We start from the raw sequence: 14639 nt of genomic DNA on the forward strand, positions 1-14639 counted from the left end.
CTTGCATGCGTTTCGCCAGCAAACACGGCCTAAGAGCCCGTACCGCAGGACATCAGACCTATTCCGACCACCTCCGGCGCCTTACATCTTCTACGGAAATGCTGCGTTGAAGCTGCGCAACAAGCCTATCGCCTCATCTGCGGCTGGCGCAGCGCACCATCAGGAACGGCCTTGACCGGCTGGGCTGCGACCCTACCCAAATCACGCTTTATCCCGATGCCTCCAGGCCAATGAAACGTAATGAACCGAGTACTGCCAGCGAGACCACAGCGTCCGCGGCGCGGGCCGTGGCGTTAACGCTCATGAACCGTCGAATCTGCACCGCTTACCAAATATTCGATCAGCACCATCGCAGCGCACTCTTCACCATTTAGGCGCAGACAGAGGACAGGCTTCATTGACTGTCATTGACGGCTTTGCGACGTAAGTTGTTGAACGTGATAGGCAAATCAGGCGGTTGCCAGATGTGGCACGCAATCTGCTCAGCCCGTAGTGAACGGGATGAGTCGCGACACCACTCATGACGCTCGGCACACAGGAGCAACACCAAGGCGAACTAGGGTTCCGGCTCATGCGAATGGGCGGCTGGTCCGAGAGTTTTCCGGTCCTAAGGATAGGACTACACGGCGGGATAAAAGCCCGGGAGGACGCGATGTCATCCCGTGCCGGTTCTTCCACTGTGTAGGAGTTACACCATGACCGCTCCGTTGCTTCGTTCGCTGCACAAGACCCTGCTGGGCGCCACGCTTGCAGCAGCCACCGTTTTCGCGCCGATGGCCACACAGGCTGCGGAAAAGCTGAAGATTGGCACCGTTGTCTGGGCTGGTTACGGACCTTTCTACGTCGCGGACAAGAAGGAACTGTTCAAGCCTCACGGTCTGGATCTGGAACTCCAGTTCTTCAACGATCCGGCGCTGATTCCGACCGCCATGCTCAGCCGCGCACTCGACGGTGGCATGCTCACCTACGATCAGGTCGTTGCCTCCGTTGCCAAGGGGCTTAAGCATCGCGTTGTAATGCCAATCGATTTTTCCAACGGTGGCGATGCCATCGTCGCTGAGGCTTCGGTCAATTCCGTCGCCGATTTCAAGGGCAAGAAGGTCGGCTACAACCCGCTGTCCCCTTCCGACTTTCTGCTCGCTTATGCCCTGCAGCAGAACGGCATGTCCGAGAAGGACATCCAGCCCGTCAACATGACACCCGAAGGCATTCCCGGTGCCATGGCGTCGGGCAACCTGCCTGTCGGCGTGACCTACGAACCCAACGTTTCCCAGATACTGTCCATGGGCGGTGCCGACAAGTTCAAGGTGGTCTACTCGTCCAAGGACGCGCCGGGTCTGATCACCGACGTCCTTGCATTCGATGAGGCGGTGATCGAAAAGAAGCCCGCCGCAATCAAAGCGATGATCCAGGGCTACCTGGACGGCCTGGCCTATATGCAGGAACACCCCGAAGAGTCGGCGAAGATCATAGGCGAAGTACTGGGCGTAACTGCCGAGGAAGCCACCGAGCAGATTTCCGGCGCGTACAACATTCCACTCGCCGAGATGCAGAAGAGCTTCACTCCCAGCGACGACACCCACTCCTTCCACGGCAGCGGCGCGATCATCGCCAAACTGCTGATGAATAACGGCCAGATCCCTTCCATTCCGGATTTCAGCAACACCTACGACTCGCAATTTACCGAAGCGCTCACCAAGTGATGCGTGCCAGGGCGAGCAGTGCTCGCCCCGGCTGGAGAACGATATGCAAACCAGCAAACCGCTTTACCGTTATGCCGATGGCAAGCTGCCGAACACGCTGGCGATGAGCTATGCCCTGCTCGGCTACTTCGCCGGGTTGGCCCTGCTATTTCCCTACAACGGTTGGCTCAATGCGCTGGGTACGCTGCTGCTCGGGCATGCCATGATCATCGCCGCGTACCTGATCCATGAATTCGCCCATGGCACCATCTTCAGCGTGCCAAAGCACAACCAGTGGGCAGGCAGCGTCTGCAGCTGGCTGACCGGCAGCTGCTATGCCGAGTTTCAGGACCTGCGCAAGAAGCACATGCGTCACCACGTCGACCGTGCCGATGTCATCACTTTCGACAGCAAGGCCTTTCTCAAGGCACGCCCCGTCTGGTTCCAGAAGCTGGTGTTGGCGCTCGAATGGGCCTACGTGCCGGCTGTGGAGCTGATCATGCATTTCTACGTGGTCGCGCTGCCCTTCGTCACCGCCAACGAGAAACACCGTGCACGCCGTGGCAAGGTCGCCCGGGTCATGCTCGTGCGCGCCCTGTTGTTCGCCCTGCTTGGATGGCTGTCGCTAAAGGCGCTGGTGCTATATGGCGTGGCCTGGCTGTTGATGGTCACGGTGCTGCGCTTCGCCGATGCCTATCAGCACACCTATGACGCCTTCGCCGTACTTGAAGAAGGCAAGGTGCCGGAGAACAAACAACGCGATCGCGCGTACGAACAGCTCAATACCTTCAGCAACGTGGTCTCTGCACGCTGGCCGTCGCTGAACCTGTTGTTGCTCAACTTTTCCTTCCACAACGCCCACCACGAGAAACCGGTAGCGCCCTGGTATCGCCTGCCCGCGATGCATGCCGAGCTGTACGGCAGCACCTACAACCAGGTGATCCCGATGCGTGACCTGCTTGGCAGCTTCCATCGCTATCGCCTGCGTCGTGTGCTGGATGACGACTATGGCGTAGTCGGCGAAGGACCGCATAAAGCGGAGAGCTTCTACGGTGCAGTTGGCGTGTCTTTCCTCACGGCGGTGTGAAATGCATAAAGCCCTCGATTATCACGGACGTTGTGTCGTACTGACTGGCGCGGCGGGCGGCATCGGCCGGCGTCTGGCGCAGACCTATGCCGAAGCCCGCGCCACACTGGAGCTGGTGGATCGCGACGCCGATGCCCTTGGCGACCTCGTGGAGAGCCTGCAGACCGACGCCAAGCTGCATGCCACAACGCTGGAGCTGTCGGACTGGCATGCGGTGCAGCACTTCGCCGACGATCTGGCCTGTCGCGGCCGGTCGGTTGATGTGCTGGTCAACAACGCGGGCATGGAATACCAGACGCCGATCACCGACCCCACCGCCGAAGCAGACGCCTGCTGGGCACAGCTGCTCGACAACAATGTCTCGTCCATGCAGCGCCTGACCCGTGCCCTGCTGCCGCGGCTGCGGGCCGGTGCCAGCGTAATCAACCAAGCGTCCATCTGGGGGCTCAAAGGCGTGCCGGGCTTTTCTGCCTATGCGGCGAGCAAGCATGCGGTGGTCGGTCTGACCCGCTCGCTGGCCTGGGAGCTGGGCCCGCGCCGCATCCGCGTGAACGCCGTATGTCCGGGATGGATAGGCACCGAAGCGGCGATGCGCTCGCTGCGCGTGATGGCCGAGGAAAACGGCCGCACCGAGGCCGAAGAGTTGGTCGCGGTGCTGGCCGCCCAGGCCATCCCGGAACTGCTAACGCCGGCGGACCTGTCCGGCACCTTCCTGTTTCTCGGCTCGCCCCTGGCCGCGGCCCTTACCGGCCAGGCCTTGTCGGTCAGCCACGGCGAGGTCATGCACTGATGCTTGAAGGCAAGGTGGCTCTGGTGACAGGCGCGGCGACCGGCATTGGCCGAGCGACCGCGGTCGCGCTGGCTAACGCAGGCGCCAGCGTATGGATCAACCATCATGGGCAGGCCCAATTGGCGCAGCAGCTGTGTGAATCAATCGATGTGCCTGGCATCAGGACCCGGAGCGTGGAGGCCGACGTCAGCTCACCTTCAGCCGTTGCCGGCATGTTCGAGCAAATCCTGGCCGACGGCCCGCTGGATCTGCTGGTCAACAATGCCGGGATCATTCTCGAAAAACCTTTTCTCGACACCAGCGAGCAGGACTGGTCCCGGGTACTCGACGTCGATCTGCATGGCGTCTACCGCTGCACCCGGCACGCGCTGCGACACATGCGCTCGCGCGGTGAAGGCGCCATCGTCAACGTCGCTTCCGATTTGGGCTTTCTTGGCCGGAGCGACTACGCCGCCTACTGCACCGCAAAAGCCGGTGTGATCGGCCTCACTCGTTCGCTGGCCCGCGAATTTGCCGCTGACGGGATTCGCATCAACGCTGTCGCGCCCGGCCCCATCGCGACGGCCATGGTGTCGCCAGAACACATGAGCGATGAGTGGATGGCCAAGGAGCTGGATATCCCCATGGCCCGGCTCGGCACGCCTGAAGAAGTCGCCGCCGCCATCCTGTTTCTCCTCTCGCCTCACGCCAGCTACTTCACCGGACAGATTCTAGGGCCCAATGGCGGCTCATGGATGGGCGCGTGAGTAGCCTGCTACCGCAGATTCTATTGGTCACAGGTGCGATCGCCTGGGGCCTGGGCTGGCTGCCCCTGCACCATTTCGCCAGCCTCGGGCTGGTCGGCATGCCGCTGGTACTGCTGGTTTACGGTTTGCTCAGCTTCATTGCCCTGCCCGTGCTCTGGCGTGAACGCCGCGCATGGTTGCCGCAGCGCAACGGCCTGCTGGCGATAGCGGTGTGCGGCGGCGGCGCCACCGCCGCGCTGGTGACAGCGCTGGCCATTGGCGAGGTGGTGCGGGTCATGCTTCTTTTCTATCTCGCTCCCGTATGGGGCGTGCTGGGCGGCTGGCTGCTACTGGGCGAACGCCTGACGGTGCTGCGAGTCATCGCGTTGCTTCTGGCCATGCTTGGAATTGCGCTGACGCTCGGAATCAGCAGCGAATTGCTTCAGCCATTGAGCGGTAGCGACTGGCTCGCCCTCGCGGCAGGCCTGGGCTTCAGCCTGAACAACCTTGCCACCCGCGCCGCCGATCAGGTGCCATTGGCGAGCAAGACATTGGCGCCTTTCGTGGGCAGCGCCTTGATCGCAGCCGTGCTGTGCCCCTTGCTCGGCGAATATCCGCCGCCGCTGAGTTTCGATTTGAGTTGGCAGATCGCCCTCATGTCGCTCGGCTGGCTGCTGAGCATGGCGGCGGTGCAATACGGCGTCAGCCACATCGAAGCCGGACGGGCCGCCGTGCTCGTCGTGTTCGAACTGGTGGCCGCAGTGCTCTCCTCCGCCTGGCTCGGCGAGCAGGCCATTGGCATTCATGAATGGAGCGGTGCGGCTCTGGTGACCCTCGCTGCGCTGATCGCCAGCTGGCCGGAACGGCCGGCCCTGAACGTAATCCGGAGCCCCTCGCTATGAACAGCGTACACATGGATCAACTCAGCTGGGTCGAGTACGAACACCGCGTGCGTGACGGCGCCGTGCTCTTCCTGCCTTGCGGTGCCACCGAACAGCACGGCCCGCATCTGCCGTTGGGCACCGATGCGCTGTTGGCCAGTGCCATTTGCACGGACGTCGCCGGCCGGGTCGGCGGGCTCGTGGCGCCCGCCCTGTCCTATGGTTACAAGTCGCAACCCAAGTGCGGCGGTGGCCAGCATTTCTGCGGAACCACCAGCCTGGATGGCGCCACCCTGAGCGCACTGGTGCGCGACGCGGTCCGCGAATTTCATCGGCACGGGGTCAAGCGACTGGTGCTGTTGGTCGGGCATTACGAGAACCAGTGGTTTGTCACCGAAGGCATCCAGTTGGCGCTGCGCGAACTGGGGCCGGACGCGGGTATCGAAGTCATGCGTCTGGAGCACTGGGACTTCTGCAGGGAAGACACGCTGGCCGATGTATTCCCCGATGGCTTCCCCGGCTTCGCCCTGGAGCACGCGGCGGTCATCGAAACCTCATTGATGCTGCATTACCACCCAAACCTGGTGGCACTGGAACGCATTCCTGACGATGGCCCTGCGGACTTTCCCCTCTATGACATGTACCCCGCCCGAACCGAGTGGGTGCCGCCTTCGGGCGTGCTGTCCTCGGCCAGAGGCTCCACCGCAGGCAAGGGACAACGCATGGCTGAAGACATCGTCAGTGGCATAGCCGCCGCTGTCTGTCGGGAATTCGCCCTGGGGAATTTGCAATGAACCTGGCGCTGGAACACGCCGCGCTTCTAGTGATCGACATGCAGCGCGACTTCTGCGCGCCGGGTGGCTATGCCGACAAGGCCGGGTTGGACATCGAACGGCTGCGGGCACCCATCGAGCCGATCCGCCAGCTGTTGATCGCGGCGCGCCGCAGCGGGTTATTCGTCGTACACACCCGCGAAGGCCATCGCGCCGACCTCAGCGACCTCCCCGATACCAAGCGCCGACGCGCTGAAGCCAGCGGTGCCCCCATCGGAAGCCCCGGACCACTTGGCCGTCTGATGGTGCGCGGTGAATGCGGCAACGACCTGATCGACGAACTGAAACCCGAGCCCGGCGAACCGGTGATCGACAAGCCGGGTTACAGCGCCTTTGCCCATACCGATCTGGAACTGCTGCTGCGCAATCGCGGCATTCGCCAGTTGATCCTCTCCGGCGTGACCACCGAGGTGTGCGTGTCCTCAACGCTGCGTCAGGCGGTGGATCTCGGTTACGCCTGTCTCACGGTCGCCGACGCCTGCGGCTCTGCCTATCCGGCGCTGCATGCCGCGGCGCTGTCGATGATCGGCGTCGAAGGCGGACTCTTCGGCGAAGTCGTCACCAGCGATGCACTGATCGCCTTGCTGGAGATTCCCGCATGACCGATGTGCTCAAGCTCTGGCCGCTGCTGACCGCCACCCATCGCTACGACAAATCGATTTCCACCCGCAATCATGGACACGGCACCCTGATCGAGGCGCCAATCCTGGCCTTTCTGATCGAGACCCGGCAGGGCCGCATCCTCTTCGATGTCGGCTGCGACTACGCCAAGATCAACGACCCTGCACTCAAGGCGCGCTGGTTCGACCCGCTGGAATTCCCGATGGGGCCACCGGACATGCGAGAAGACCAGCGCCTGCCCGCCCATCTGGCCCGCCATGGGCTGACGCCAGCCGACATCGATCTGGTATTTCTCAGTCACCTTCATTTCGACCATGCCGGCGGGCTCTGCGAACTCTGCGGCTGCGAGGTGCATGTGCACGAGGCCGAGCTGACGGCCGCTATGGCCGAGGCCGACGATGCCTACTTCGCCGACGATTTCACTGGCCCCTTCGTTGACCAGAATCGCTGGAGTCTCCAGCGCGAGGAATACCAACTGGCGCCCGGTGTGCAAGCAATCAATACGCCGGGACACACCGCCGGGCACATGTCGCTGCTGATCGAACTGCCGCAGGGCCGGCCGGTGATCCTCACCGGCGACGCCGCGGATCTGGAAGAAAACCTCACCGATGAAATAGCGCCTGGCCTCTGCTGGCAGGACCGTGAAGACCTGGCGCTGGAGAGCATTCGCAAGCTCAAGGGATTGGCCGCCGACAGCGGGGCCCAGTTGTGGCCGAACCACGACATGGCCTTCTGGCGAACCCTCAAACGATTCCCGGAGTACCACGCATGAACAACGTACCCGACACCTACCTGGGCGTATGGCGCCGTCGCCTGTTGACCACCACCGACGGATGCCGCGACGAGACCAGCGACGTCTACTGGCTGCAGACGGCCCATTTGCACGCCGACGTGCGCATTCCCCATCCACCGACCACATCTGCCTCGCTTGCCACCTGCACCCATGCACAACAGCTGGCCCTGTGCGAACAGGCTGGCTTTGCCGGCTTGACCATGGTGGATGGCGACACTTGCCAATGGCATCGGCTGATCGACTACCAGCCGCCCAGCGGCTCACCCGACATCGGCCGCATGCGTTTCGAGGCTCCGGATCGGTTGCTCGAAGATGGCCTGGATGGCCGATATCACGAAGTCTGGCAGCGCCTACCCGAATCCGAAGGCACCAACTGGGGCCTGTGGCTGCGCTCGGCCGATGAACCGGAGCGCCAGGCCTGCTTGCTGGTTGCCGGGGATTACTTCATGTTCGCCGCCGACAGGCCCGTCACGCTGGACGCGGATGTCATCCACCTGCGCGATCAACTCGCCCGCGCCACTCCCGCAAAACGGCTCGAACTGCTCGCCTGCGAAATCTCTTTCGGCCGCCAACGCAACGGCGCTACACCCTGGATGATCAGCCACTCGACGCTGCCGGGGCGTGTCGGTGACAGCCTTCTGCCGAGCTATTGGAATTTCAGTCAACCGGCCGGGATACCCGAAGGGGACCTGGCCCGCATCGGCCAATTCCCACCGACCCTCGGCTGGGTCAGCGTGGCGAATCCGATTTCAGCTCTCGTTCAGGAGGTAGTCGCATGACGGCGCATTTGTCCCTTGGCGCGAACACGAACCTGGAGCCGCGCGCGGTGGTCGCAGGGCAACCGGTCAGCACAGAACCCGCGCCGCCCGTCGCCAAGACGCGCCGCGCCCGCTGGTGGCGCATTCGTGGCGACCTGCCGAAAGCCACGGTCTGGGCGCTGGCAGCCGCGGGCCTGATTGCACCCTTCATTCTCTGGTGGGCCTATACCGCGCTAGGGCTGGCCGACCCGATGTTCATGCCCAGCCCCGGCGCCGTGCTGGAGCGATTAGGCCGCTGGTGGTCGAGCGAGGGGCTGCTTACCGATATAGGCATCAGCGTCTGGCGGGTCATGGCCGGGTTCGGCGCCTCGGCTTTACTGGCGTTGCCGCTGGGGCTGTATATCGGCACCTACCGGCCGGTGCAGGCCTTCCTTGAGCCGCTGACCGACTTTATTCGCTACATGCCGGCGGTGGCCTTCATACCGCTGGTGATGCTGTGGGTGGGCATCGACGAAGGCTCGAAGGTACTGATCATTTTTATCGGCACTTTCTTCCAGATGGTGCTGATGGTGGCCGAAGACGTACGCCGTGTGCCCATGACGCAAATCGAGGCCGCACAGACCATGGGGGCCAGCCGGGGCGAAATCGTCAAGCTGGTGATTCTGCCGTCAGCGCGCCCGGCCATCCTCGACACCTTGCGCATCACTTGCGGCTGGGCCTGGACCTATCTGGTCGTCGCCGAGTTGGTCGCCGCCAACTCGGGCCTCGGCTACGCCATCCTCAAGGCTCAGCGCTACATGCACACCGACAAGATCTTTGCCGGCATCCTCCTGATCGGCCTGATCGGCCTGCTCACCGACCAGGCGTTCCGCTGGCTTTCGCGCCGCGCCTTCCCGTGGAGAAAACAAGCATGACCGAAGCCAAAATCCGCATTCAGCAGGTGGGCAAGACCTTCGTCAGTGACAAGCGGGAAATCGAAGCGCTCCAGTCGGTCAGCCTGGATGTCCGACCCAACGAGTTCATCACCTTCGTCGGCGCCTCAGGGTGTGGAAAGTCGACCCTGCTCCGCATCATCGCCGGCCTCGAGACGCTCAGCCGTGGCGAAATCCTGCTCGACGGCAATGCCATCGACGGACCGGGCGTCGACCGGGCCATGGTCTTTCAGCACTACAGCCTCTATCCCTGGCTGACGGTGATGAAGAACATTAAGTTCTGCCGTCAGCTCAAGGTAATTTCCGACACCGTGCGTGGTGACGCCGATGTCGAAACCGCCAGTGGCCGCGCCGATGCTCTGCTCAGCCTCATGGGCCTGACGAACTTCGCTGACGCCTTTCCAAGCCAGCTTTCAGGCGGCATGCAGCAACGCGTTGCCATCGCTCGCGCCCTGATGCCGAAGCCAGCCACACTGCTGATGGACGAACCTTTCGGCGCCTTGGATGCCCAGACCCGCGAAGTCATGCACGACCTGATCCGTCACGTGCACAAGCTCGAGAAGACGACCATCCTGTTCGTCACCCATGACGTTGAGGAAGCCATCTATCTGGGTGGTCGGGTAGTGCTGATGGCGCCAAGACCGGGGCGTATCGACTCGATTTATGACGTACCCCTGCCCTCCCAGCGTGACCAGGACATGAAGCTTTCGCCTGAATTCACCGCGCTGAAACGTGAGATTCTCGGCCGAATCCGGGAAACCTCCGGTATGCAGACCGACCTGGACCAACTGCAGAAACTGACGGCTATCGCCGGTTAGCACCGCCGTCTACGCGCCTGATGCAAATGCGGCGTTCCGGATCAGCCCACCCGATGAAAAATCCACGGTGGGCTGAAGCCCACAATAAGTCTGACCGCTATCGGCTGGCAGCAGCGCCGCCTATGCCTGAAGCGAAGAAGGGAGTTGTTGCGCTCAGCGCGGCATCATCCGCACGCCGGACAACGCGGCGAGCGGTCCCGGCCGACCCAGGTGGTAACCCTGCACGTAATCAACACCGATTTCCTGCAGGCACTCGAGGATTGCCGCCGACTCGACGAACTCTGCCACGGTACTCAGCCCCATTTCATGACCGATGTTGTTAATCGACGCGACCATTGCCCGCGCGATGGGATCGCGATCAACGTCCCGAACGAAACTGCCGTCGATTTTCAGATAGTCCACCGGCAGTGTCTTCAGATAGCCGAAAGACGACAAACCGGAGCCGAAGTCATCCAGTGCGAAGCTGCAGCCCACCGCCTTGAGCCTGTTCATGAAAGTCATCGCGCGACTGAGGTTGGCGATTGCCGCGGTTTCGGTGATTTCGAAGCACAGGCAATTGGGGGGGATTCGATGACGTTCGATAGCCGAGAGCACGAAATCGAGAAAGCTTTCCTCTCCCAGCGAGGTTGCCGACAGGTTGATCGAATAATGCCCCAGCGAGGCACCTGGACGACGTTGGAGATCGCCCACCCATGCCAGAAAATTGCCAACCACCCAACGATCCACCGCCGGCGCCAGGTCGTAGCGCTCGGCCGCCGGCATGAAGGCACCGGGCGGAATGATGCTGCCATCGTCGCCCTGCATGCGAACCAGCACTTCATAACGCTGCGTACCGTCGTCGCCTGCGGTACGAACGATGGGCTGGACAAACAGCCGCAACAGGTCGCGATCCAGCGCCTGTCGTAACCGCTGTGTCCATTGCATCTCGCCGCGCCGCGCCATCAGTTGCTGGTCGTCGGCCTGGTAGACATGCACCCGATTGCGGCCGCCGTCCTTGGCTGCATAACAGGCGCTGTCTGCGGCACCGAGCAGCGGCCCGAGCGAGGTGGCGTGTTCGTCGATGGCGACCAGCCCGATGCTGGCACCGACCGCGAATGCCTTGCCGTCCCAGTTGAAGCGGAATTCGTCGACGCTGTGTCGGATGCCCTCGGCAATTGCCACCGCCTGCGGCAGCGGGCAGTTCATGAACAGCATGCCGAATTCATCGCCGCCCAGGCGCGCCAGCAGGTCGCTGCCGCGCACACGGCCACGCAGCAGCTGGCCAAGCTGACGCAGCAATTCGTCGCCGGCGGCATGTCCGCAGGTGTCGTTGACCACCTTGAACTGGTCCAGGTCCATGTAGCAGAGAACGTGTTCACCGCGGGTCGCCGCTTGCAGCAGCCCTTCGAGCCGGCGCTCGAAGGCCGAGCGATTGACCAGCCCGGTCAGGTTGTCGTGGTTGGCCTGGAAGCTCAGTTTGCGTGCCAGCTGGTGAGTGACGCTGACGTCGCGGAAGGTCAGCACGGTACCGATGACTACGCCTTCGGCGTCGCGGATGGGAGCGACCGCATCCTGCACCGCCAGTTGCGTACCGTCGGGTCGATGAAGGAGGCCCGGCGCCCGCTCGGTACGATCCTGACGGTCACTTCTACGCCGAAGGCCGAGGCTGGCGGCGTTGGGTAGCCGCGCACCGGTCGCTTCGTCGAACAGCTGGTAGACCTCATCAAGCACCAGCCCCTGCGCGGCGGCCTGGCTCCAGCCGATCAGCCGCTCGGCGCTGGGGTTGAGATAACGCACGCGCCCGGCCCTGTCGGTGGTGATGACACCATCGCCAATAGACGCGAGCGTGACCTGGGCAAGCATTTTTTCCGCGAACAGCTGCTCCTCGATCTGTCGGCGTTCGGTAATGTCTCGCACCATGCAAACGAAAGCGTCCTGCGGGCGGTTCCCCTGGCTCGCAGTTAGCTCCGCGGCGAACAGTTTGCCGTCTTTGCCGCGGAGCATCAGTTCGGTTTTTAACTCGCCGCCAGCTTCCGGCAACAGCGAAGCACTGCTGCCCACGACGAAACGCTGGAAGGGTTGCCCGACGATCTGCTCGGCAGGCAAGCCAAACAGCCGCTCCGCACCGGGATTGCAGCTGGACAGGATGCCATCATGGCCATAGGTGACGATGCCGTCGCGAATGTCCCGCACGATGCTCTGCGTCTTCGCCACGGCCTGGCGTAGCGCGCGAATGACCTGGTTGTACTGCTCGGCGATCTGGCCCACTTCGGTGAACGGCTCGACTTCGACCTCACGCTCGAACTGACCCTGACGCTGGTGCTCAGCCATGGCGTCGAGCAGTTCGATCAGTTCAGTGCGGGCACCATGCTCACTGACGTTCAGGCCAACGCGCTCGTCATCGGGGTTCACCCGCATCGGGTAGTACCGATTGATCAGCCGCAACAGCAGGCAGGTCAAGCCGAAAGCCCAGACCGCGCACACCAACACGCCCTGCAATTGAACCATCAGCTGATCGAAGCGGCTCAGGCCGGTGCCGAGCAGTAGCGGATCACCACACAGCGCTACCGCCACAGTGCCCCACAAGCCGGCCGCCAGGTGAACCGGAACCGCGCCGACCGCATCATCGATGGCGCAGCGCACCAACAGCCGGTCTGCCAGCCACATCGCCAGGCCGCCGCCTGCCCCGATCAGCAGGGAGTCGGCAATGCTGACCGCATGAGCACTCGCGGTGATCGCCACCAACCCCGCCAGCATGCCGTTGAGCAACGCAACGGGCTCGACGTAGCCGTGCCGCCATTGCGATAGCAGCATCGCCAACGCCATTCCAGCCATGCCTGCCACAACGGTATTGACCACGATTCCCGGCACGCGCCCGTCGAAACTCAGGGTGCTGCCGCCATTGAAGCCGAACCAGCCGAACAGCAGCAGCAAGCCGCCGAGCATAGCCAGTGGCAGATTCGAGCCCGGCATATTCTGCCGCAGCCATTTGCTATCGAAGCGGCCCGCGCGGGGGCCGATGACCATGATAGTGGCCAGCGCTATCCAGCCGCCGACGCCGTGCACCACAGTGGAACCGGCAAAGTCGACAAAGCCTTGCTGCGCCAGCCAACCCTGCCCCTCACGCAACGCACCACCCCAGGCCCAATGGCCGAACAAGGGATAGATCAAACCAGCCGACAGCGCAGCGACGATCAAATAGGCATTGAAGCGCATGCGCTCGGCTGCTGCGCCCGAAACGATGGTCGCGGCGGTCGTGCAAAACATTGCCTGAAACAGGAAAAACGCCAGCGGCCAGCTCTCGTCCACGGCAAATTCGAGCATGAATAGACTTGTGCCCATCACCCCGTCCTGACTGGCGCCGAACATCAGCGCGAAGCCGAATGACCAGTAGAGCAGCAAGGCGATGCACAGGTCGGCCATGTTCTTGGTCGCGACATTGATCGCGTTTTTGCTCCGCGTCAGGCCGGCCTCCAGGCACAGAAAGCCGATCTGCATGTTGAAGACCAGTCCGGCGCACAGCACTACCCAGAGAATATCGATCGAGTCTTTCGGCATACGCATCCCATGGCAGGTGCCCGCAGAGGCGGAAGAAAGCCAGAACCTGGCGGTACTGGCTTTTAGCTATTAGCCAGAACCATGCCAGTCCTCGTACGGTTCCCGTCAGGAGGCGAGCAGGTCATGCATAGCGGCGAACACCTGCTCCATGGCCTGTGGATTGCGCCCCGGCCCGCCGGCGCAATGCCCCCAATCGGACTGCAGCACCCGCAGCTCGGCGTTGGGCATAAGCGAGGCTTCGTATCGCGCGTCTTCAACAGTGAAATAGAGATCGGTGCTGCTGGGCATGATGATCGCCAGAGCAGAAAGGTGGGACAGCGCCTCGTCCAGGGTGCCAAAACCGGGCAGCGCTGACGGATCGGCCGACTGCCAGGTATCGAGCACGCAAAGCAGATCGTTCGCGTCCTGCTCCAGGTGGTCCTGTTCCCAATAGTCGAGCAAGGCGTCGAGACTGCTGAAGCCCAGCTCACGCCATTGCTCAGTGCGAAAGAACGCCTGCGAGTAAGCCCAGCCCGCGTACGCGCGGCCGAAGGCCCGCAAGCCACGCTCGGGCGCCTCGATGTAGCGCCCACCCTGCCATGCCGAATCAGCCTGCAGAGCTGCCTTCACACCCTCGAGGAAGACGAAGTTGTGTGGCCAGCAGCGCGCCGTGCAGCAGAACGGCAGGATGCGTTGCACCTTTTCGGGGAATAGCAACGCCCAGTAAAGCGCCTGCATCCCGCCCATGGACCAGCCAGTGACCAACTGCAACTGCCATGTCGGGCCGAACAGCTGGTCGAGCAGCAGGCGTTGCGCCCGCACGTTATCCGCGAGCGTGATCCGGGGGAAATCTGCACCGCCCTGCCCTGCGGCTGCATTGCTCGGCGAGCTGGACCAGCCGGCACCGAACAGATTAGTCAACACCACACAGTAGTCACCACTGGCCAGGGGGCTGCCTGCACCAAGCAAGGGCAGACTGCCCCAATGCGATCCACCGTAGTAGCTGGGAATCAGCACGATGTTGTCCCGCTGTGCATTTGGCAGGCCGACGACCTGATAGCAGAGCCGCGCTTTACCCAGAATCTGGCCTCTTTCAAGCGCTAGATCGCCCAGCTCGATGAACCTTTTTTCCCTCTCTATCTCAAGCACTTGCGTTTCCTCTGAGCAGCATTTTGGGGTGTCCTGGCAGGTCTTGCAGCAGCT

13 protein-coding genes and 1 riboswitch are annotated in these 14639 nt (G+C 62.7%); of the genes, 11 read left to right on the forward strand and 2 right to left on the reverse strand.

Going from position 1 to position 14639, the window contains the following annotated elements; genetic code table 11:
• Positions 1-545: 545 nt before the first annotated feature.
• Positions 546-648, forward strand: a riboswitch (guanidine-I (ykkC/yxkD leader).
• A 47-nt stretch (positions 649-695) separates the two neighbouring features.
• From AC4LFW_RS07755 to AC4LFW_RS07805, 11 genes are read left to right on the forward strand one after another with little or no spacing between them, the layout of a single operon-like run.
• On the forward strand, positions 696-1703 hold the full coding sequence (locus AC4LFW_RS07755) for an ABC transporter substrate-binding protein (RefSeq protein WP_491818517.1): 1008 nt from the start codon (positions 696-698) through the stop codon (positions 1701-1703).
• Between the two features lie 43 nt (positions 1704-1746).
• A complete protein-coding gene (locus AC4LFW_RS07760; RefSeq protein WP_491818518.1) occupies positions 1747-2769 on the forward strand; it encodes a fatty acid desaturase family protein in 1023 nt (340 codons plus the stop codon).
• Between the two features lies 1 nt (position 2770).
• On the forward strand, positions 2771-3559 hold the full coding sequence (locus tag AC4LFW_RS07765; protein WP_491818519.1) for an SDR family NAD(P)-dependent oxidoreductase: 789 nt from the start codon (positions 2771-2773) through the stop codon (positions 3557-3559).
• Positions 3559-4305, forward strand: a complete 747-nt coding sequence (locus AC4LFW_RS07770; protein ID WP_491818520.1) for an SDR family NAD(P)-dependent oxidoreductase — start codon at positions 3559-3561, stop codon at positions 4303-4305. The genes AC4LFW_RS07765 and AC4LFW_RS07770 overlap by 1 nt, the downstream gene beginning before the upstream one ends.
• A complete protein-coding gene (locus tag AC4LFW_RS07775; RefSeq protein ID WP_491818521.1) occupies positions 4302-5186 on the forward strand; it encodes a DMT family transporter in 885 nt (294 codons plus the stop codon). Before AC4LFW_RS07770 ends, AC4LFW_RS07775 begins: the two co-directional genes overlap by 4 nt.
• Positions 5183-5959, forward strand: a complete 777-nt coding sequence (locus tag AC4LFW_RS07780; RefSeq protein WP_491818522.1) for a creatininase — start codon at positions 5183-5185, stop codon at positions 5957-5959. The genes AC4LFW_RS07775 and AC4LFW_RS07780 overlap by 4 nt, the downstream gene beginning before the upstream one ends.
• Positions 5956-6600, forward strand: a complete 645-nt coding sequence (locus AC4LFW_RS07785) for a cysteine hydrolase family protein (protein ID WP_491818523.1) — start codon at positions 5956-5958, stop codon at positions 6598-6600. Before AC4LFW_RS07780 ends, AC4LFW_RS07785 begins: the two co-directional genes overlap by 4 nt.
• Positions 6597-7391, forward strand: a complete 795-nt coding sequence (locus tag AC4LFW_RS07790; RefSeq protein WP_491818524.1) for an N-acyl homoserine lactonase family protein — start codon at positions 6597-6599, stop codon at positions 7389-7391. The genes AC4LFW_RS07785 and AC4LFW_RS07790 overlap by 4 nt, the downstream gene beginning before the upstream one ends.
• Positions 7388-8191 (forward strand): hypothetical protein, encoded by an 804-nt coding sequence (locus AC4LFW_RS07795; protein ID WP_491818525.1) that lies wholly within the window; start codon positions 7388-7390, stop codon positions 8189-8191. The genes AC4LFW_RS07790 and AC4LFW_RS07795 overlap by 4 nt, the downstream gene beginning before the upstream one ends.
• Entirely contained in the window at positions 8188-9084 is an 897-nt protein-coding gene (locus tag AC4LFW_RS07800) for an ABC transporter permease (RefSeq protein ID WP_491818526.1), read from the forward strand. The genes AC4LFW_RS07795 and AC4LFW_RS07800 overlap by 4 nt, the downstream gene beginning before the upstream one ends.
• The gene (locus tag AC4LFW_RS07805; RefSeq protein WP_491818527.1) at positions 9081-9920 is read left to right on the forward strand and encodes an ABC transporter ATP-binding protein; all 840 of its coding nucleotides are present in this window, start codon (positions 9081-9083) and stop codon (positions 9918-9920) included. Before AC4LFW_RS07800 ends, AC4LFW_RS07805 begins: the two co-directional genes overlap by 4 nt.
• A 153-nt stretch (positions 9921-10073) precedes the next feature.
• Here the strand turns inward: AC4LFW_RS07805 and amt are convergent, their stop codons facing one another.
• Both amt and AC4LFW_RS07815 read right to left on the reverse strand, forming a co-directional pair.
• Positions 10074-13457: an ammonium transporter gene (gene amt / locus AC4LFW_RS07810; RefSeq protein ID WP_491818528.1), complete on the reverse strand. Its 3384-nt coding sequence runs from the start codon at positions 13455-13457 to the stop codon at positions 10074-10076.
• 105 nt (positions 13458-13562) lie between these two features.
• The gene (locus AC4LFW_RS07815) at positions 13563-14585 is read right to left on the reverse strand and encodes an alpha/beta fold hydrolase (RefSeq protein WP_491818529.1); all 1023 of its coding nucleotides are present in this window, start codon (positions 14583-14585) and stop codon (positions 13563-13565) included.
• Between the last annotated feature and the right edge of the window lie 54 nt (positions 14586-14639).

The sequence above is a fragment of the Stutzerimonas sp. C6.4V genome (genome assembly GCF_058536345.1).